This window comes from Pararobbsia silviterrae, assembly GCF_003628125.1.
GTDB classification, from domain to species: domain Bacteria; phylum Pseudomonadota; class Gammaproteobacteria; order Burkholderiales; family Burkholderiaceae; genus Pararobbsia; species Pararobbsia silviterrae.
Window position 1 is genome coordinate 116,297 of record NZ_RBZU01000007.1, and the last position, 18,773, is coordinate 135,069.

General features: G+C 62.8%; 17 protein-coding genes. 7 read left to right on the top strand and 10 right to left on the bottom strand.

Features of this window, described 5'->3' with window-relative positions; all coding sequences use genetic code 11:
* Positions 1–156 precede the first annotated feature (156 nt).
* A complete protein-coding gene (gene ppk2 / locus D7S86_RS16500; protein WP_121087954.1) occupies positions 157–1,083 on the top strand; it encodes a polyphosphate kinase 2 in 927 nt (308 codons plus the stop codon).
* A gap of 99 nt (positions 1,084–1,182) precedes the next feature.
* Here ppk2 and D7S86_RS16505 read toward each other — a convergent pair whose 3' ends face one another.
* Positions 1,183–1,401 (bottom strand): RNA-binding S4 domain-containing protein, encoded by a 219-nt coding sequence (locus D7S86_RS16505; RefSeq protein WP_121087955.1) that lies wholly within the window; start codon positions 1,399–1,401, stop codon positions 1,183–1,185.
* 48 nt (positions 1,402–1,449) lie between these two features.
* A complete protein-coding gene (locus D7S86_RS16510) occupies positions 1,450–1,713 on the bottom strand; it encodes a hypothetical protein (protein WP_205962832.1) in 264 nt (87 codons plus the stop codon).
* A 587-nt stretch (positions 1,714–2,300) separates the two neighbouring features.
* Here D7S86_RS16510 and D7S86_RS16515 point away from each other — a divergent pair.
* On the top strand, positions 2,301–3,689 hold the full coding sequence (locus D7S86_RS16515; RefSeq protein WP_121087956.1) for a TIGR00366 family protein: 1,389 nt from the start codon (positions 2,301–2,303) through the stop codon (positions 3,687–3,689).
* Between the two features lie 36 nt (positions 3,690–3,725).
* Positions 3,726–4,052: a nucleotide pyrophosphohydrolase gene (locus D7S86_RS16520; protein ID WP_121087957.1), complete on the top strand. Its 327-nt coding sequence runs from the start codon at positions 3,726–3,728 to the stop codon at positions 4,050–4,052.
* A 134-nt stretch (positions 4,053–4,186) separates the two neighbouring features.
* Here the strand turns inward: D7S86_RS16520 and D7S86_RS16525 are convergent, their stop codons facing one another.
* On the bottom strand, positions 4,187–4,750 hold the full coding sequence (locus D7S86_RS16525) for a cytochrome b (protein ID WP_121087958.1): 564 nt from the start codon (positions 4,748–4,750) through the stop codon (positions 4,187–4,189).
* A gap of 586 nt (positions 4,751–5,336) precedes the next feature.
* On the opposite strand from D7S86_RS16525, the gene D7S86_RS16530 reads away from it, so the two are divergent.
* Together D7S86_RS16530 and D7S86_RS16535 are read left to right on the top strand one after the other, a co-directional pair.
* Positions 5,337–5,930 carry a hypothetical protein gene (locus D7S86_RS16530; protein WP_147432366.1) on the top strand — a complete coding sequence of 198 codons (594 nt, stop codon included), beginning with the start codon at positions 5,337–5,339 and terminating at the stop codon, positions 5,928–5,930.
* A 243-nt stretch (positions 5,931–6,173) separates the two neighbouring features.
* Positions 6,174–6,647 (top strand): response regulator, encoded by a 474-nt coding sequence (locus D7S86_RS16535; protein ID WP_158601998.1) that lies wholly within the window; start codon positions 6,174–6,176, stop codon positions 6,645–6,647.
* Between the two features lie 53 nt (positions 6,648–6,700).
* Here D7S86_RS16535 and D7S86_RS16540 read toward each other — a convergent pair whose 3' ends face one another.
* Positions 6,701–6,937, bottom strand: a complete 237-nt coding sequence (locus D7S86_RS16540; protein WP_121087961.1) for a hypothetical protein — start codon at positions 6,935–6,937, stop codon at positions 6,701–6,703.
* A 105-nt stretch (positions 6,938–7,042) separates the two neighbouring features.
* Positions 7,043–7,522, bottom strand: a complete 480-nt coding sequence (locus tag D7S86_RS16545; RefSeq protein ID WP_205962836.1) for a lecithin retinol acyltransferase family protein — start codon at positions 7,520–7,522, stop codon at positions 7,043–7,045.
* A 635-nt stretch (positions 7,523–8,157) separates the two neighbouring features.
* Between D7S86_RS16545 and D7S86_RS16555 the strand changes: the two genes are divergently transcribed.
* Together D7S86_RS16555 and D7S86_RS16560 are read left to right on the top strand one after the other, a co-directional pair.
* Entirely contained in the window at positions 8,158–8,445 is a 288-nt protein-coding gene (locus tag D7S86_RS16555) for a hypothetical protein (protein WP_121087964.1), read from the top strand.
* A 122-nt stretch (positions 8,446–8,567) separates the two neighbouring features.
* Positions 8,568–9,335, top strand: a complete 768-nt coding sequence (locus D7S86_RS16560; protein WP_121087965.1) for a PP2C family protein-serine/threonine phosphatase — start codon at positions 8,568–8,570, stop codon at positions 9,333–9,335.
* Between the two features lie 116 nt (positions 9,336–9,451).
* Here D7S86_RS16560 and D7S86_RS16565 read toward each other — a convergent pair whose 3' ends face one another.
* The 5 genes from D7S86_RS16565 to D7S86_RS16585 all read right to left on the bottom strand — a co-directional run bounded on the left by D7S86_RS16565 (position 9,452) and on the right by D7S86_RS16585 (position 18,635).
* Positions 9,452–10,774: a sigma-54 interaction domain-containing protein gene (locus tag D7S86_RS16565; RefSeq protein WP_121087966.1), complete on the bottom strand. Its 1,323-nt coding sequence runs from the start codon at positions 10,772–10,774 to the stop codon at positions 9,452–9,454.
* Positions 10,771–13,830, bottom strand: a complete 3,060-nt coding sequence (locus D7S86_RS16570) for a peptidase domain-containing ABC transporter (protein WP_121087967.1) — start codon at positions 13,828–13,830, stop codon at positions 10,771–10,773. Before D7S86_RS16570 ends, D7S86_RS16565 begins: the two co-directional genes overlap by 4 nt.
* 25 nt (positions 13,831–13,855) lie before the next feature.
* Positions 13,856–14,608, bottom strand: a complete 753-nt coding sequence (locus D7S86_RS16575) for a peptidylprolyl isomerase (RefSeq protein ID WP_121088118.1) — start codon at positions 14,606–14,608, stop codon at positions 13,856–13,858.
* Positions 14,609–14,773: 165 nt separating this feature from the next.
* Positions 14,774–16,147: a beta-barrel domain-containing protein gene (locus D7S86_RS16580; RefSeq protein WP_121087968.1), complete on the bottom strand. Its 1,374-nt coding sequence runs from the start codon at positions 16,145–16,147 to the stop codon at positions 14,774–14,776.
* Complete coding sequence (locus tag D7S86_RS16585) at positions 16,125–18,635, bottom strand: FHA domain-containing protein (RefSeq protein ID WP_121087969.1); 2,511 nt, start codon at positions 18,633–18,635, stop codon at positions 16,125–16,127. Before D7S86_RS16585 ends, D7S86_RS16580 begins: the two co-directional genes overlap by 23 nt.
* Positions 18,636–18,773: the final 138 nt, after the last annotated feature.

Genomic DNA, 18,773 nt, shown 5'->3' on the forward strand with positions numbered 1-18,773 from the left:
CGCATCCGATCGGGCTGGTTCCGCGCTAAGCTAGGCGCGCACGGTTTCGTTGAAGTCACACATTTGAAACGTGCCGACGCAACACTCGAAAGCCTTGCGCTACGCGCGCACGTCGCCCGGCCCCCGCCGGCGCATCCCGATCACAGGAGCAGTTCGATGAGCGAGCAAGACCTTCACCCTGAAAGCAGCGAGTCCGAGGCGCGCCGGCGCCGCATGGAAGAGGAACTGATCGACAGCTATGACGAAGAGCTCGAGATGGAAGTCGACGACCGGATCCTGACGGCCGACGGATCCCTCGACGACGAGGCTCGCGCGTTTCGCAAGACGTATTTCCGCGAGCTGTTCCGCCTGCAGGGCGAACTCGTCAAGCTCCAGGATTGGGTCGTCAGCACGGGACACCGGCTCGTCGTGCTGTTCGAGGGCCGCGACGCGGCCGGCAAAGGCGGGGCGATCAAGCGCATCACGCAACGGCTGAATCCGCGTGTGTGCCGCGTCGCGGCGCTACCCGCGCCGAACAACCGCGAACGCACGCAATGGTATTTCCAGCGCTATGCGGCACATTTGCCCGCGGGCGGAGAAATCGTGCTGTTCGACCGAAGCTGGTATAACCGCGCGGGCGTCGAGCGCGTGATGGGCTTCTGCACCGACGACGAATACGAAGAGTTCTTCCGCTCCGTGCCCGAGTTCGAAAAGATGCTCGTGCGTAGCGGAATTCAGATCGTCAAATATTGGTTTTCGATCACGGACCAGGAGCAGGAGGTGCGTTTCCAGAGCCGCATCGAGGATCCGCTCAAGCAATGGAAACTGAGCCCGATGGATCTCGAAAGCCGTCGGCGCTGGGAACTCTATACGCAGGCGAAAGAGGTCATGCTCCAGCGCTCGCATATTCCCGAAGCGCCGTGGTGGGTCGTGCAGGCCGTCGACAAGAAGCGCGCCCGGCTCAACTGCATTCAGCATCTGCTGAATCAGGTGCCTTATCACGAGGTCGAGCATACGGCCGTGCATCTGCCGCAGCGCGAACATCATGAAGACTATCTGCGGCAACCCGTGCCGACGTCGATGATCGTGCCCGAGCTGTATTGATTGCCAGGTGCGTCGATTGTCTCGCTCGGGACGATCGACGCGCGGCGGGCGCACAAGCGTGAGTGTGCCCGTTTGACCCGCCCGCTTACCCTGCCTTACTTACCCTGCCTTAACCTCGATGCGCACGTCGCCGCACAAGACGACCTGACCCGCGCGTATTTTCGCGGTCTTGCGCGTTTCGAGTTGACGATCGACCTTCACGAGTCCGTCGGCGACGAGCATCTTGCCCGCGCCGCCGCTGTCGCACAGCCCGACGAGCTTGAGCAATTGATTGACTTCGACGTACTCGCCTTCGAGCGTGAATTCGATATTCGGCATCGTGGCTCCTTGTGGAATGGACCGCGAGTGTAGCCGACCCCTCTCGATTTACAAGTCGGCGGCGGGATCGTCGTCGATCGAATAACGGCCGAAGTCCGAAAGATCGGGGTCCGCGCAAAACGCGCGTATGACATCGCGCGCATAGTCCTCGATCGCATTGTCGTACTCGGGCGTGCCTTCGACGAAATCCGCATGACACGGTTTACCCTGAGCCTTGCGAATGCAGGCGACGGCCTGGCTCAGCGCTCTGAGCGCCGCATACCGGGGATGCCGAGGGTGAATGAAGGGAAGATCGTGCGGTGTCATCGTCATGATTTCGGCATTCCGCGCGCGAACTTTATGCGCAAAATTCCAAATCCATTCGAGGTTCCGCTCGAAAGCGCGAAGACGGATGTTTAGCCTTGCTCCTAAACATCTCAAATAAGCCGGTTCGTACTTTTGAGATGATATGTATGGCTGTCTGTTTCATTTCGCAGATCGCTTGGCGCGTCGATTAGGGTCGCGCGTCAGGGGACGCGCGATGCACCGCTTGATATGGCGTTCAATGTAACGCTCGACGTGGTCAGTGAGGCGTGTCGCTCACGACAGCCTATCGCGAACCATAGCCGATGATGTCAGACGCGTTGGACTGCATTGCATATCGCCACGCGTTGCCTGACGTTTGGACTTGGCGTCTGCGCGCGGGCCAAGGCCTAAGCTGCACATGCCGATCAAGACGTTGTAATGTCATGCCTGCATTGCCACCTTAGTCTTTCAATTTACTTTCAATGCAATGCTTGACGGCCGTCATGCGGATTCGAACGCGGACTCGAATCGGCACGTACACCCGGCCGGCAAGCGGACATCCATACACAATACGCGGCGCGCACGCAGCGCCGCGGCGCAGGAATGCCACACTCATGCAAAAGAACTCTGATCCCCACGCAGCCGCGACCGGCGCGCGACGTTCACGCGGCGTCGTCGCAAGCCTTGTCTATGTCTTCGAGCAGGTCATGCCCGACCCGTTCGTACTCTCGATCGGATTGACGCTCGTCGTCATCATCCTCGCGCGCTTTTTCGGTCCGCATGGCGACTTGCCGACCGTATTGAGCGCCTGGTACGAAGGCACCTTCAAAATCCTCGGCTTTGCGCTGCAGATGATCCTGATTCTCGCGACCGGCTATGCGATCGCCGCCGCGCCGGTCGTGCAGCGCGGCTTGCGCGCGCTTGCCGCGGGCGTCCAGACCCCGGGTCGCGCGGCCTTGCTCGTGTTTCCGGTGGTCGGGATCGCGGCATGGCTCAACTGGGGACTCGGGCTCGTCGTCGGCGCCCTGCTCTCGCGCGAAATCGCGCGACGCTCGCGGATCGACTTCGCATGGCTCGTCGCGGGCAGCTATTCCGCGTGGTCGGTCTGCAATAGCGGCCTGTCGAGCTCGATCGCCTTGTCCCAGGCTTCACACGGCAATGCGCTGAACCTCGTCGAAAAAGCGACGGGACAGGTCATTCCGCTCACGCAGACCGTGTTCGCGCCGTTCGTGCTCGTGCCGACGATTCTCGTCGTCGTGGTGATGGGCGTGATCTTCGTGCTTATTCATCCGAAGGACCTCGATGTCGAACCGTACGTCGAGCGCGGCGCGGACGCGCCGGTCGAGCGCGATGCGCATTCGCGCGAATCCGCCGCGAATTCGTTCGCTGCGCGCGCCGAGCGCTCGATCCTCGGCACGCTGCTGCTGCTCGTGCTCGGCGTCGGGTATCTCGGTATGACGTGGTCGACGAAAGGCTTCGAACTCGACATCAACACGACGATTCTGATCTTCCTGCTCGTCGGTCTCGCGCTGCAACGCACGCCGATCGCGTACGCCGAAGCGATCCGGCGCGCGGCCGCGCAGACCGGACCGATGCTGCTTCAGTACCCGGTCTATGGCGGCATCATGGGGATCATGACCGGCACCGGGCTCGCGTCGGTCATCGCAAAAGCCTTCGTCGCGATCGCGACGCCCGCGACGCTCGCGGTCTGGAGCTTCCTGAGTTCGCTGATCATCACGCTGCTGATCCCGAGCGCGGGCGGACATTGGGCCGTTCAGGGTCCGTTCGTGCTCCCCGCGGCTCTCGCGATTCATGCCGACGTCGCACGCACGGCCATGGGCGTCGCGATGGCCGAAAACGTATCGAATATGCTGCAGCCGTTCTGGGCGGTGCCCGTCGTCGCGATCGCGGGCATCCGGATCCAGCGCGTCATGGGTTACACGGCGCTCACGTTCGTCGTGTCGCTCGTGATCTATCTGTTGGCGCTCTGGCTCATTCCCTGATCCAATACGGGCTTCGTCCACCGCGCCGAGGCCCGCTTGAAACTCATCGACATCACCGGACTCGCGGCTGCCGCCGCGCAATTCGCCGACGAACGCGCCTGGCATAAATACCATTCGCCCAAGAATCTCGCGATGGCGCTGAGCGTCGAAGCGGCCGAACTCGTCGAGATTTTCCAGTGGTCGACCGAAGATGAATCGCGCGCCGTCATGCAAAGCGATGAAGCCGATCACGTGCGGCAGGAACTCGCCGACATCGCGATTTATCTCGCGCAGCTTTGCAATGTCATGAAGGTCGATTTGAATGCGGCGGTCGAGGCGAAAATCGTCATGAACGCGCGCAAATATCCGCGACCCGATGCGTGATGCGTCCGGCGCGCGGCCTGATCGACGCGCTTGACTGCGTCAAGGACGCTCAAGGTACTGAAGGTTAAGGTACTTAAGGCGCCGAATAGCCCTTAAGACGCCGAGTGCCGCATCGCGGCGCTTGTGTGGCGCACTCAGCGACGCGAAGACGGCAACATACGCGACAGCAGCCCGTCTCGATCGATGATCAGATGCTTGAGCACGCCGAGCAGATGCAGGCCGATCACGACGAGCAATGCCCAGGCAAGTGTGTGATGCACCTGCTTGAGGACGTCCCGCAGCGCCGGATCCTTGTCGATGAGCATCGGCAAACGCACGAGCCCCAGATACATGACGGGAATGCCGGCCGCCGAGTTATACGCGTAGCCCGACATCGGCACGGCGAACATCAGCAGATACAGCGCGAAATGCACGGCATGCGATGCGCCGATCTGCCACTTCGGCATGCCGTACGGCAACGGCGGCGCACGATGCGTCAGACGCCAGAGCAGGCGCACGAGCACAAGCGCGAACACGGTCACGCCGATCCATTTATGCCATGAGAAATACCGGAGCTTGGTCGGCGTGAAGCCCGGGATGTCGGTCATCACGAAGCCGATCCAGAATGCGCCCGCGATCAGGATCGCAATGATCCAATGCAGGGATATCGCGGTGCCCGTATAACGGGACGGGACCGAACTGGCGCGGAATCGTGTCATCGGCTACACCTCGGCGTCGGGCCATTCATCGGAGTAAGGCGACCGCCCGGGTTCCGCCTCGTCGCGGTCGCGCGGCGGATTCGGGATCGGACCCGCTTACCCGGATCGCATGCCATGGAAATTGCGAAAGACTATAGCGCAACCCGATCGATATGCTCAGTCGGCCTGTTCGCGTACGCGAGCCCCGCATCGCGAGACCGATTGGCGCCGCCGCGACACGCATTGAGACGCAGCGTCAAGTCGTGACACATGATTGCGGTAGAGTCCGCGCGGCCCGCGCTGTTGCGTGCATACACGGATTGACAGCCTGAATTCACCACCCGCCAAGCCGCCGCCCCCTTGACGAAGGGCTCGACGCGCGATGCGCGAGCGCGTCCCGCTCTTCGCGTTTGAATTGCTTCGCGTACGATGCGAAGGTCGGAGCGGGCTTAGCCATATTGCAAATCATTGCAGTGAACTTTCAGCGCCGTCAGTTGAAGTTACAATGACACACATGTCAGCATTGCTCCGCATTGCACGCCGTGTCGCGTCACCGCGTGTTCGACGTCAGGCACGACGCCTTCCGCGCCGCGTGGGCACGCACGCCATGCGCGTTCATACCTTTCAGATCGTGAATCGGCTTCAACTCAGACCCACGCTGCTGGGTCCGCGTCTCGTGCGCCCGAGCGAAATGCGGCGCGCGCGCCGCGCCGGCATTCCCTGCGCGCTGGGCCGTGCCGCGGCCGCATTCGACGCGCTGTCGCCGCGCATCGCGCATAGCGTGCGACGCCGGCAGGCTCAGGCGCGCGCGCGCGTGCGCGCGACCCAAGGCACGCCGCGCCGATGGATCGACAAACTGTCGAGCGCGGCGACCTGGGCGGTCACGATTCGGCGCGACGCGAGCGCATCGCGCACGTTCGACCGAGACTTGCGCGCGCTCGACGCGTCCAATCATGCGGGACGCCCGCCCGTCTATCCGAACGCGCGCGCCGGCACCGGACATACCGGCGTCCAATACGACGCCTCGCGCAATATCTACGCGTCGATGGATGTGATCGAGGCCTACGTCGATACCGTCCGCAAAGCGCAGGGGAAACCGACCTACGCGGATCTCGATCCGAACGACGCGGATTTCGAAGCGCAGCTCGACGATTTCGTCGCCGACGTGTTTCGCGCGATGGGTGCATCGCCGCCGGCCTAGCGCCGAGTCCCGTTCGACTCCCCGGCTTGGAAACGTTCGAACGTTCGATCGAACGCAGCGTAACGCCGCGTGAGCCCTGTTCGGGATAATCCCAAGGGCGCGCGCAAAGCCTCGATCCGTGCGCGTCCGCACGCGTAAACGCATGTTTTCAAGGCCTGTCTCAGTCTGTCGATTCGCGTGTTCTCTTGTATCGTGATGTGCACCGACGCCGGGTCCGCGCGCCGTCACGAACCGGATACTCCGATGCCCTACAACGACTACGACCGGCAGATGCCCTATGCGACCGGGCTCCCTGTCATGCAGACCGCATCGCATCGCCGCGTGCTCGTCGTCGATGATGACGTCGAGCTCGCCCGATCGATGGTCACGATCCTTGAAGTCGAGGGATTCAGCGCGCGCCATGTGAGCACCGGTCTCGATGCCGTGCTCATGACGCGGCGCTGGCAACCGCAGGTCGTGCTGCTCGACTTGAGCATGCCGCAAGGCAACGGCTGGGAGGTCGCGTCGGTGTTGCGTGACGGACTCGCGCCCGATTGCTTTCTGATCGCGCATTCGGCGTTGCTGCACGAACCGGCCGATATCGTGCGCTGTCGCGAATCGGGCTTCGATGCATGCATGCCCAAGCCATGCGACATCGATGCGCTATTGACGATGCTCGAGGACTTTTTCGGGCCGGGCACGATGTTCAGGGATGCCAACGTCTCGCGGCATCGCTGAAATCCGGCGCGTAGCTTCAAACACCGGAATTCAGGCAGGTTCAGCGGCCGCGATCAGAACGCGTGGATCGCGGGCCGCTCCGATGCCGGCGGGTAGACGTTCCACGTCCCATCGTCGTGCCGGAAGAACACGATCGACAAAAGCCCCGTCGGACGGAGCGCTTCGACGCGCACGAAGCGGTGTCGCTGCGCGGGATCGCGCTGAACTTGCGCGACCCTTGCGGGCATCGACGCGGTGGGTGCGAGCCACTTGTCGACGATCCAATGCAGCGATTTTTCGGTGGCGTTCATGATGGTCTCCTACGCGCACAACCCCGTGCTGTCCTTCTAGTTGTGATAACGGCGAATTTTCGATCCGCTTGAGCGGCCGTTTCGCCGGGTCTGCCTCGACGAACGTCAGACGGCCTGAGCCGCGAAGCGTCCGCTTCTCCTCCCGTAACCGATCAATGCGCGCGCCAGGCTCGCGACCGTTCTGATCGCGATGCGCGGATGCGCGAGACATGCCTCGACCTGTTTGCTGCGCGCCTCGCCGAAGAGGCACCAAACGCAAAAATGTTCGCAGTTGTTCGTGAGCAGCCGATAGCGGTCCTCGCCGAGCCGGGAACGCGCACGCGCAACGGCCTCTTCGCCCGTGTATTTCGCAAACGGATGCAAGCGCGCCCACATCGTCTGACCGCGAGCGAAGCATTCGATCGTGACTTCCTCGACCGGCGCGCGTTGCGCCGCATCGGCAAAGCCCGCGTAGTGCACGACGCGTCCGTGGCCGACATAGACGCCATGATGTTCATAGCCGCGGCGTTGCGTGACCAGATGCGTGCCGCATGCGGGCTCGCCGATCAGCGGGTAATCGAGCGAGGTCGCGTCGTAGGTGTCCATGACGTCGGTATCCGCATCGTGTGCCACGCCGTCGGGCGTTGCGCATGCATCGTGAAAAACCTCGAAGCACGCGGGCGGCGCGATGCGGATCGTCGGGTTCGATTGCGTGAGGGTGTTCATGGCTCGCCTCGTTTCGTGACGTCGCGTGGGTCGGTGTTTCGCCTCATCGGCATCGGTCTCACGCGGTTGCCGAACATCACGCATCAATTGGGCCATGCACGCGATCGCCCCATTCGGCGGGCCTTCGATCGAAGCACGTCGGCACGGATCGACGAATGTGTTTCAAGTCTGCAAACACGCATCGGCCGCATGCGTTCGTTTGAAACCGACACACGTCGATCCGATCGTGCGGCGCATGCAGGCCGCATCGATCCGATCGAGCGCCGACGTGTCGGATAAGTGTTGGATTCGCGCGGGCGCAGCGTGCGCGTCTGTCGGGCGCGCCCCAACGCGCGGCACGTTTCATTCGAGAATGCATCCGTGCGCAAGCACACCGAACGCCGCGCCATGCAAGGCGTGCGACGCGATGCGCGCGCATCCGCGCATCAAAGCGCATCGATGGCATGGCCCTTGCACGACAGGGGCATCGTCATTCAACTCGGCCGTCGATGCGCGGCCCTCATCGGAGTCCCATCATGGCTTCCATCCGAATCGGTGATCTGAGCCTGAACCTTGCGCTGGACCGCAAGGCCATGTCGGCAATCAAGGGCGGCGGCGCGCCGTGGGTGTTCGGCTGGATCCAGCCGTACGTGCCGCCGACGCCCGTCGTCTCGAACGTGCCGATCGTGAACCTGTACCAGACCAACAATAGTTTCTATGCTAACCAGATGAACAATCAGTTCCAGACGATCGACGTGGCCAATACGGGATCGAATGCCGTACTCGTCGTGCCGACGACGGCGACGGGCAGCAACGCAGCGTGAGGATGCCAACCTGGACGTGCGCGGGGGTGTCGGGCGGATCGGACCGCGCGCGCACGATTGAAGCGGGTGTCATGCGTCGCGGCTGATTCAGCGCGCTGACGCCGGTGACATCAAGGTGCGCCGTGAAGTGTCCTACTCCATTTCGATGGACATCGGCCGCGCGGACCGATGTCGGCCTCGTGCGCGAGGTCAATGAAGACGCGTGCCTCGATCGCCCCGAACACGGGCTCTGGGCCGTGGCCGACGGCATGGGCGGTCACGCGGTCGGCGATGTCGCAAGCCGGCTCGTCGTCGACACGCTCGGCGCGATCGAACCGGCCGCCGATCTCGTGCGCGGCGTCGCCGATGCGCGCACGCGTCTCATCGAGGCCAATCATCTGCTGCGCATCGAAGCGGCGGCGCGTCAGGTCCAGCGTATCGGCTGCACGGTCGTCGTGCTGATCGCGCGCGAACGGCAATGCGCGTTTCTCTGGGCCGGCGACAGTCGCATCTATCGATGTCGTCAGGGCCGTCTGCAACTCCTGACGCGCGACCATAGCCAGGTCGAGCAGATGAAGTCGAGGGGGCAACTGACCGACGAGCAAGCGTTGCATCATCCGGCGTTGCATCTGATTACGCGCGCGGTCGGCGCGACCGATCGGCTCGATCTCGACGAAAGCGTGGTCGATGTCGCCGACGGCGATATCTTTCTGCTCTGCAGCGACGGGCTCAGCAATGAACTGCGCGCGCAGGAAATCCTCGAGACGCTCGCGCGGCTCGACTGCCGCGCGGCGAGCGAGACGCTCGTCGATCTCGCCCTCGAACGCGGCGGACGCGACAATATCTCGGCCGTCGTCGTACGCGCCGACGACACCGCGACCGACAAGACCCTGTTGAATCCGGCGCTCTGACGCTCTATGTCGCTATACGTCGCTATACGTCGCTGCGCATCGCCGTATTTCGCTTTATATCGATCACGACACACGACCACCGCACGCCATGTCCGGCCCGGCGTCTCGTGCGGGATTTATGACGGTGCACCGGGCAGCGCCGCATCGTCGTCGGACTTCGGCTCATGCGCGTGCCGGAAGTCCTTCGAATGCAATCCGTGCTTCTTGAGCAGCATTTGTAAGTGCGACCGATTCATATCGACGCGACGCGCGAGTTCGGCCACCGTGCCGCCGACCTCCTGCAAACCGCGCTGAAGAAACGCCTTTTCGGCCTCGTCGCTCGCGGCGCGCTTGGCCTCGCTGAGCGAGGTCACCGATACGGCGCCGGCCGACACCGGGCTCGCCGCGCCCGCATGCGTCGTCATGGGACGCACGTCGACAGGCAGATGCTCGATGCTCGCGACATCGCCCGCGAGACACGATATCCGATACAGGATATTGCGCAGCTCGCGGATATTGCCCGGGTATCCGTAGTGAATCAGGAAATCGCGCAGGCGCGGCGTCAGCTTGACGGGCCTGCGTTTGAGCATGTCGGCGGCCTCGTCGCTGAAGTACGCGATCAGCAACGGGATCTCGTCGCGACGCTCGCGCAAAGGCGGCAAGCTCACATGAATGACGCTGAGCCGGTAAAACAAATCCTCGCGAAAGCGCCCTTCTTCGCTGAGCCGGCGCAGGTTCCGATTCGTCGCCGCGACGATCCGCGTATCGACGCCGATGACCTCGTCCGAGCCCACGCGCTGGATCTCGTGCGATTCGAGCACGCGCAACAGCTTGACCTGTCCCGATAACGGCAGCTCGCCGATTTCGTCAAGAAAGATCGTGCCCGTATGCGCGCTTTCGAATTTGCCCTTGCGATCGTTCGCCGCGCCTGTAAACGCGCCGCGCTTGTGTCCGAACAATTCGGATTCGAGCAGATTGTCGGGAATCGCGCCGCAATTGACCGAGATATAAGGCCGTTCCGAACGTCCGCCGTTTGCGTGAATGACCTTCGCCATCAATTCCTTCCCCGTGCCGCTTTCTCCGTCGATCAGTACCGGTAAATCGGTCGGCGCGGCTTTCTCGGCGATTTCGAGCGCTTCGAGCAGCGCGGAATTGTCGCCGAACGTGCCCTCGAAAATAAAGCTCCGCGCGAGCAGCGCGCGCCGCCGGTCGCCGCCCGCGGCCGGCTTCGCCGACAGCTGCTCGACGTCGCCGGACGCGGCCTGCACGAAGCGCTCCGTATGCGAAAGTTGCATGACCTCGTCGCGCAACGTGCTCGCCTGGCGCAGCAGCTTCTCGATGTCCGCGCGTTCGAGCCGCGACGACCATCGGAGCGTCGAGCGCAAGATCTCGATCTTTTCGATGAGGCTGGCGTACGAGATCGCCGGGCCGGACGGGACAATCTGGTCAAGGATCTTCATCCGGCGCTCAATTGTTTCTGGACGAGTTGGTAATACATGCCCTTCCTCTCGACGAGTTCCGCGTGACGGCCTTGTTCGACGATGGCGCCCTCATAGAGCACGAGGATCTTGTCGGCCGACATGACGGTACTCAGGCGATGCGCGATGATGACGGCCGTGCGCCCTTTGAGGATCTCCTGCATGTTCGCGAGAATATTGCTTTCCGACTGCGTATCGAGCGACGACGTCGCTTCGTCGAACACGAGCAGACGCGGCTCGTGATAGAGCGCGCGCGCGATGCAAAGCCGCTGGATCTGCCCGCCCGACAGGCCGATGCCGCGCTCGCCGACGACCTGTTCATAGCCGAGCGGCAGCTTCGAGATAAAGCCGTGCGCATCGGCCATCTTCGCGACGTCTTCGATACGGCGGCGATTGGGTGCTTCGTCGCCGCATGCGATGTTCTCGGAAATCGTGCCTGAAAACAGCAGATTGGTCTGCATGACATAGCCGATCTGCGCGCGATAGTAGGCTTTGTCGATCACGTCGATATCGTAGCCGTCGATGCTCATCTTGCCCTCGGTCGGCGTGTAGAACCCGACGAGCAGCTTCGCGAGCGTCGTCTTGCCCGATCCGCTGCGGCCGACGATCGCGACGACTTCGCCGGGCTTGATCTCGAAGCTGATATTCGCGAGCACATACGGCGCGTCGTCCGCGCCATAGCGGAAATAGACATCGCGCAAATGAATATCGCCCTGGAGTTCGGGCAGCACGACGCGCGAAGGCAAGGTTTCAGGCCGCTGTTCGGGCGCGATATCGAGCACGTCGCCGAGCCGCTCCATGGCCACCGCCGCGTCGTTGAGCAGGCTCCAGAGACCGACGAGCCCCATGAGCGGCGCAAGCACGCTTCCCATGAACGCATTGAACGCGATCAATTGGCCGATCGTCAGTTCATGCGCGAGCACGAGACTCGCGCCCATCCACAGAATGCCGATCGTCGTCGCCGCGTTGAGCAGTTGGCTGCCGAACGCGACCACGATATTGAACGCCTGGGCCTTGTATTGCGTGTCGAGCGACTTCGCGTACTTGCGTTCCCACTTGAGGCGCACGGCGCGCTCGATGCCCATGCCCTTGACGGTCTCGACGCCGCCGAGCAACTCCATCAGAAACGACTTGGCCTCGGTCGCCGACGCGAACATCTCGCGCGCGTTCGCCTTGATGCGCGGCGTCGCCAGCGCCGTGAGCGCCATGATCGGGATCACGAACGCAATGAGCAGCAATGTCAGCCTCACGTTGTAGACGAACATGATCGAGAAATAAATAAACACCATCAGCAGATTCAGCGCCGTCGTGACGGTCGACTCGGTCAGAAACGCGCGGATCGTCTGATTCTCCTGGAACCGCGCGAACACATCGCCGGTCTTGCGCTTGACGAAGAACGACAAGGGCAGCGACATCGTGTGCTGGAAAAACTGCGACATCATCGCGAAGTCCATATTGCGGACCATGAAGTTCGCGAGATACGAGCGGATCGTGACCATGATCTGCGAAAAAAGATTCGAGACGATGAGGCCCGCGATCAGCACATGGAGCAAATTGAAATTCTGATGCACGACGACGCCGTCGAGAATGTTCTGGATGATCAGCGGCGGAATGACGCCGAGGACCTGAACGACGAAGGTCGCGAGACACAGATGCAGCAGGATGGTCTTGTAGGGCTTCAGATAGCCGATAAAGCGTAGCCATGGCGAACGCGCGACGGCCTGTTCGACGATCGCGCTCGTCGACGTGAACAAGAGGCAGGTGCCGCTCCATCCGCGCTCGAAGTCCTCGACGCGCAATTTCCGGAAGCCGACCGCGGGATCCGCGATCCAGACGTGTTCCTTCGAGATGCCATAGACGACGACGTAGTGATACCCCTCCCAATGCACGATAAACGGCAATTCGAAGCCGCTCAACGAGGCCAGCACGCATTGGACGCCGCGCGCCGTGAATCCGAGCGCCTCGCCCGCGCGCGCAAGCGATTCGAGCGTCGCGCCTTGCGTCGTCACATTCGCGAGTTCGCGGAGCTTGCCGAGCGTCATCGAAATCCCGTAATGCCGGCACAGCATCGCGAGGCACGCCGCGCCGCAATCCATTTCCTCGGCTTGCTCGACGAGCGGAAAACGCCGGATGACTTTCTCGCCGAATTCGGGCTTCGAATGCAAATCGAGCACGACGGGGCGTTTGCGGCGTTCGGCAAGCTTCTTCTGCCGCTGGAGTTCGCGTTCGGCGAAGCGCACGCGTTCTTCGAGCACTTCGCCGAGTTTCGGGTTGCGTTCGAGGATGAAATGCACGGTTTTCTCGGGAATCACGAGGAGCCGCGTATCGGTCAGCGCGATCGCCGACGCCATCTGTTCCTGCCGCAACAGGCACGCCTTTTCGCCGAAGATCTCGCCCGGGCGCAGCGTCGCGATCACGAAATCCTCGCCGTCTTCCTTGCGGACGATACGCACCTCGCCCTGCCGCACGACATATAAGCGTCGGTCTTCGCGGCTGTCTTGCGCGAGAATCGTCTTGCCCGCGGCGATGCGCTTGACGCCGACGCTGCGCACATATTCCTCGAGTTCGGTCTTCGTGAGCTTGTTGCGCAGATCGAAGAGCCGCGCCACGAAGCCGCCGGCCGAGTTGATCGCGACATAGCTCGTCATGAACGCGAGCGCGGCCGGATTGACGGCAAGCACGGGCTCCATCGCCGCGCGCGGAATCAGCAACAGTTCCGTTTTTCCCGAGGACCGCACCGACGATTCGTGACGATAGGCGCGCAGCATCGCGACATCCGCAAAGACCTCGCGTTCCTTGCGCACGCCCATGCTGATTTCCTTGCCGTGCTCTTCGGTAAAGATACGCACCGATCCCGAGCGAATCACGAACACGCCGTCCGCCTCGTCCCCCGCGTTGCAGACGGTTTCGCCGAAAGTAAAGCGGCGCGATTGCGTCTGCGCAGCGAGCTGTTCGATCTCGTCGCGCGACAGCGTCGAGAAAATCTCGACGGTTGCGAGACACTCGCCGACCGACTGGGTTTCAGATGGCGCGTCCATGCCGTGCTCTCCGGGTGCGCCGCGTTCAGCGCGCCGCAATCACATGTTCCTGCGCGCGCGCGACGAGCCATTCCTCGCGAAGCAAGCGCCGGATTTCCGCGCTCACGTCGGCATCGAGCGCCGCCGGATGCTTGGCCGTCACCGCGAAGATCTCGAAGCACGATCGGTCGGGCGAGGCGAACGGTCCGAGCAGATCGTCGACTTCGGCATTGAAGACCTTCGCCTCGATATCGCTCTTGAGAGAGCCGCGCAGGACCTTGCCGATGACGCCGCCCGCATCGCGCGTATCGGCGATCGAATGCTCGCGCGCCATGTCGGCGAAACTCGCGGGGTCGTCGCGAAGCACGGAAATCATCTCCTTGGCCTTGCCTTCGTCGTCGAGCACGATATGGCTGACTTCGATCGCGTCGAATTTCGGTGAATTCAACATGAAGTACTCGCGAATCGCGTCATCGCTGCCGACGTGGTCGAGCATGCGCTCCTGATACAAGCCGTCCGTCACGAATTGTTCGAACTCGTCGAGACTGACGCCGAGCGCGTCGAGGTAATGATTCATATCGGTCGCGCGATGCAGTCCGCGTATGCGGCGAAACTGATCGGCGCGTGCCTGCACGTCATCGGGTTCAAGCCGGACGCCGGCTTTGCGCGCCGCATGCGCGGCCAGCTTCTCGCGCACGAGCTGCTCGATCAACGTCTCGAATTGCCCGGTCAGCTTGAGCCACCGCATGAAGTCTTCTACGCCGATTGCCTCATCGTCGATACGCACGATCGGGGTCATCTCGTCCACTCCTTGACGTGGGCGCCGCATACGGCGCAGGTCGATCCATTCCCCGTTCGATGTCGCGACTGCCAGGCGGCCGGTGCGGTCGGTACGTCCGGCCGTCATTCGATATTCGCGAGGCGCCGCCGCTCGGCACGCCGCGCCGTGCAATCCCGCCTTTCGCTAACCCGCGAGTTCGCGGAACGGGTCGAGACCGAGGTCGATCAGCCTGCGCTCGCGCACGATGACCTCAGCGCTCGCCGTCATGCCATAGCGCAACGGATAACGCTTGCCCGCCACCTCGAAATCGTTGCGCGAGAGCGCGACGCGTCCCTCGTAGACGGGTTGCTTGTCCTGCGCCGAGGGTTTCGTCGCGGGCGAGATATATTCGAGCGTGCCGTCGATCGCGCCATAGCGCTGATACGGAAACGCATTGAACTTGAGCTTGACGGGCTGCCCTTCGCGCAGAAACGCGCGATCGCGCTCGGCAATCTCGATCTTGACGACGGCGCGCGCATCCTTGGGCGCGATCGCGCCCAGCGGCATATTGGCCTGCACCTTGTCGCCGCGCTGCGTCGACGTCACATCGGTGATCACGCCCGAGACCGGCGCGACGATCAACAGAAAATTGTCCTTGTCGATATTCTCGAACTTGATGCGCGCGGCCGCTTCGGCGACCAGACGCGCCGTCTGCAGTTGGAGCCGGAGCTTGTCCTCGGTATCCTCGATGTCGCGCGTCGCCTCGTCGTACTGGATCTTCAGGTTTGTACTTTCCTGATCGCTGGTTTCAAGCACGGCCTTGGCCTGCTCGTATTCGTGACTCAAACGAAAATCGAGTTCGGCAAGATGGGCCTGCGCGACACGTGCATTGTTTTCGGCCTCGACGTATGCATTGCGTTTCGCCGCGACTTGCAGCTCCGCGATACCGCCGCCGCCGGGCTGCTCGAACAGATGCGTATATTTGTCGAGTTCCTGTTTCGCGGCATCGCGTGCGTGGGCCGCGCTATCGAGCGCGCTGCGCGCTTCTTCGAGTTCGGCCTTTTGTCCCTCGGCGAGCTTCGTCGTGCCCTCCGAGACGCGCTGTTCATGCTGATGCTCGGCGACTTCGAGCTGTGCCTTGAGCGCTTCGGCCTTACGCACCATCAATGCCTTTTTCTCGGGGAAATCCTTCCATTCACGTTCGGCGTCATCGAGCTTGAGCCGTGCTTCGAGTGCGCTCGTCGCCGCTTCGATCGCGCCGCGCGCATTGAGCCGGGCCACGACGTCGCCCTGCGAGACCGGTTGTCCCTCGGCAATAAAGATGTCCGCGAGTTCGCCGTCGATCGGCGCATAGACGCGACGCACTTCGGCCTCGGGCGCATAGGTGCCGTTCGCGGTCACGATGACGTCCGCGCGTCCGACGAACGACCAGGCGAGCCCCGCGACGACAAGCCCGAAAATCGCCACCACGAGACTCAGCATGAGCCGCCGAGGCTCGGCCGTCAGAATCGCGATGCCTTCCTCGCCGTGATCTTCGAGTGCGATCGACAGCGGCCTAAGGCGACGTTCGGGCTTCATCGTCGTCCCCTCCTTCAAGCAAGGCGAGTTTCTCCTTGAGCAGCGACGGCGCCAACACCATGCGCAATGCATCGAGCGAACGCCGCTGGAGTTCGATCTCGGCATCGAGCGCATCGCCAAGCTGCGCATAGTCGGCCGGATACTGGGCCTTGAGCTGCGTCAGGATACGCATGCCCTGGTGCGCCGACGCGCGTGCATCCGAAAGCAAACGGGCCTGGCTCCGGAAGCTCGGCGAAATGCTCGATTCGAGCCGCTGCGTGCCGTCGATCGCGCCGTTGTCGCGATACTTGAGCCATTGCGCCTGTGCGCGCTCGATCAGGTCGTGTGCACGCGCGAGCGCCGGGTCGCGCATCGCATCGACATCGTGCTGCACCGCATGGACGTAATACACGTCGTCGTTCGGATCGAGCAGACCGTAAAACGCGAGCAAGCGATCCGGATAGGCCGGCGTGCCGCGCGCCGCCTGCAATGCGGCATATGCGTCGACGATCGTCTTCTTGTGCGCCATATCGGCCGCGACAACAGGCCCCCACGTCGGATCGGCCGTGAGCGGGCTCAACACCGCAGTCGCATGCTTGGTGTCGCCGTCGCGCCAGGCGGCCATGGCCGTCTTGTACGCGATGCGGATCGGCGCGGACGGCAGCAGCGATTGCTGCATCTGTCCGAAATGCGCTTCGAACGGCGGCGTCGCGAATCGCGCCGTTTTAAGCTGCTCGACGAGCGCGCCGAGTTTCTTTGCGTGCAACGCGCTATCGAGCGCTTCGAATCGGTGCAGATCGTCTCGCACGCGATCGAGACCGCCGATGCGCGGATATTTTTCGGCGGCATCGTCGAGCAACGCCTCGACGGCGCCCACATCGTCTGCCGCAAGCGCCGATACGATCGCCGAATCGAGCCGTTGCATCGCAGGCACGTAGACCGAGTGGTCGCTCTGAAGCTTGCGCAGATGACTCAACACATCCGCATACCGATCGGTAAAGGCCGGCGCATAGGACGCGATCCGGTCGAGCGCGCGCTGATGCGCGGCCGGGTCGTCATCCCAACGTTTGACGAGATCGTCGATCCGCGCTTCGTCCTCGTAGAGACGAATCGGCGCCTCAGCGCCTCCGCGCCCGACGACGAACCGTTCGAGATCGTCGGCCCATTCGAGTTCGTGAATCAAGGCCCCCGCGTCGCGATTGCGGGCGCTTTGCGCACGCATGCGGTCGATCACGGCACGCGCGACGGCAAAATCGCTTCGAGCGACCGCGCTCAGCCACTCGGGCAGATGAGCCTTGAAAACGGCTTCCGTGCCGATCGAGATGAACGGCCCCGCATCGGCATGATGCGCGAGGTAGCGATCGGACAACGTCGCCGCCTCGTCATAGCGTCCCGCGCTCATCGCGTCATGGATCTCGCGTTCGCTGCCGTTCGCGCGGTACAGGCCGACTGCGATCGCCGCGAGCACGAGCAAGCCGAAAAACGCGTAAAACAGGCGTCGGCGCGTGATCAACGGTGCGTCGGCGCTCGATAGGGTCTTGATCCATTCCCCGACAAATGCCGCCCCCACGGCGTGTCGATGCCGACCGCCGTGCCCGGCCGTTTCGACCGGCGCGTGATCGGGCGTGTCGCGATTGATTTCGTCGGCCTGGCGCGCGGCGGGATCGACGCAAAAAATGTCGAGAAACGAATGCGCGGCGGCCACGAACGTCGTCTTGTCGGGATCGGCCGCGTCGTCGTTGGCGCCACGCGTCGCGCGCAACCGCGTCAACGTCGCATCGGCCTGTTCTCGCTTCAAATGCACGCGATACGCGAAATGATTGCCGCCGAATGCGACGACGTCGCCGTCGTGAAGGACCTGAGCCGATTCTTCGAGCCGCATCCCGTTGACGAACGTGCCGTTCGTGCTGCCGAGGTCTTCGACGTACGCCGTGTCGTTATTGATGAAAATATGCGCGTGACGCCGCGACACGTAATTGACTTGATGCGGATGCGTTTTTCGATAGCGCGCAAAACGTTCGTCGGCCTTGCTGATCAGAAACGGAAAACTCGTGAGATCGAGTTCCTGAAGTCCGAGATCGGTACGTTCCGGTGCAAGCGTGACGCCGGCCATGCGCACGACACGCGGCTTCGACGAGACCGGCTTATGCGCTTCGAGCGTGACGCGATACGCGAGCGCGCCGCCGAGACACAATGCGTCGCCGTCGCGTAGACGCGCGGGATGTTCGCGAACTTCGGCGCCATTGACCGACGTGCCGTTCTTGCTGCCGAGATCGGCAATCCAGGCTTCGCCGTGTTCGATGAAGATGCGCGCATGCCGCCGCGAGAGCTGCGCGACGCGATCGCCGGGCAAGGTCGCGAAAGGCGGTTCACCGCGGCCGATCGCAAACAGCGTCTCGCGAATCCGGATCACGCCGAGCGTCGGATCCGAGATCGGCGACAGGACCACGTCGCAGACGTGACCCGCGGCCGCCCGCTTGTCGGCCATCGGAGCTTCGGCTTGAGCCATGGCGAGCTTCACACGCACCGCCTATGCGCGGCTGCGATCGTGCCGGACGCCGGCGTTCCGTCATCGCAGCGGATAAGCTTCGTTGTACTGATCCGCTTAATGAGCGGAGACATTGGGGATTGTAAGTCACGCATGGCC

Bases quoted from the DNA above. Each gene is read 5' to 3' on its own strand.
- ppk2 (WP_121087954.1), top strand. From the start codon at position 157: ATGAGCGAGCAAGACCTTCACCCTGAAAGCAGCGAGTCCGAGGCGCGC.
- D7S86_RS16505 (WP_121087955.1), bottom strand. From the start codon at position 1,401: ATGCCGAATATCGAATTCACGCTCGAAGGCGAGTACGTCGAAGTCAAT.
- D7S86_RS16510 (WP_205962832.1), bottom strand. From the start codon at position 1,713: ATGACGATGACACCGCACGATCTTCCCTTCATTCACCCTCGGCATCCC.
- D7S86_RS16515 (WP_121087956.1), top strand. From the start codon at position 2,301: ATGCAAAAGAACTCTGATCCCCACGCAGCCGCGACCGGCGCGCGACGT.
- D7S86_RS16525 (WP_121087958.1), bottom strand. From the start codon at position 4,750: ATGACACGATTCCGCGCCAGTTCGGTCCCGTCCCGTTATACGGGCACC.
- D7S86_RS16530 (WP_147432366.1), top strand. From the start codon at position 5,337: ATGCGCGTTCATACCTTTCAGATCGTGAATCGGCTTCAACTCAGACCC.
- D7S86_RS16535 (WP_158601998.1), top strand. From the start codon at position 6,174: ATGCCCTACAACGACTACGACCGGCAGATGCCCTATGCGACCGGGCTC.
- D7S86_RS16540 (WP_121087961.1), bottom strand. From the start codon at position 6,937: ATGAACGCCACCGAAAAATCGCTGCATTGGATCGTCGACAAGTGGCTC.
- D7S86_RS16545 (WP_205962836.1), bottom strand. From the start codon at position 7,522: ATGGACACCTACGACGCGACCTCGCTCGATTACCCGCTGATCGGCGAG.
- D7S86_RS16555 (WP_121087964.1), top strand. From the start codon at position 8,158: ATGGCTTCCATCCGAATCGGTGATCTGAGCCTGAACCTTGCGCTGGAC.
- D7S86_RS16565 (WP_121087966.1), bottom strand. From the start codon at position 10,774: ATGAAGATCCTTGACCAGATTGTCCCGTCCGGCCCGGCGATCTCGTAC.
- D7S86_RS16570 (WP_121087967.1), bottom strand. From the start codon at position 13,830: ATGGACGCGCCATCTGAAACCCAGTCGGTCGGCGAGTGTCTCGCAACC.
- D7S86_RS16575 (WP_121088118.1), bottom strand. From the start codon at position 14,608: ATGACCCCGATCGTGCGTATCGACGATGAGGCAATCGGCGTAGAAGAC.
- D7S86_RS16580 (WP_121087968.1), bottom strand. From the start codon at position 16,147: ATGAAGCCCGAACGTCGCCTTAGGCCGCTGTCGATCGCACTCGAAGAT.
- D7S86_RS16585 (WP_121087969.1), bottom strand. From the start codon at position 18,635: ATGGCTCAAGCCGAAGCTCCGATGGCCGACAAGCGGGCGGCCGCGGGT.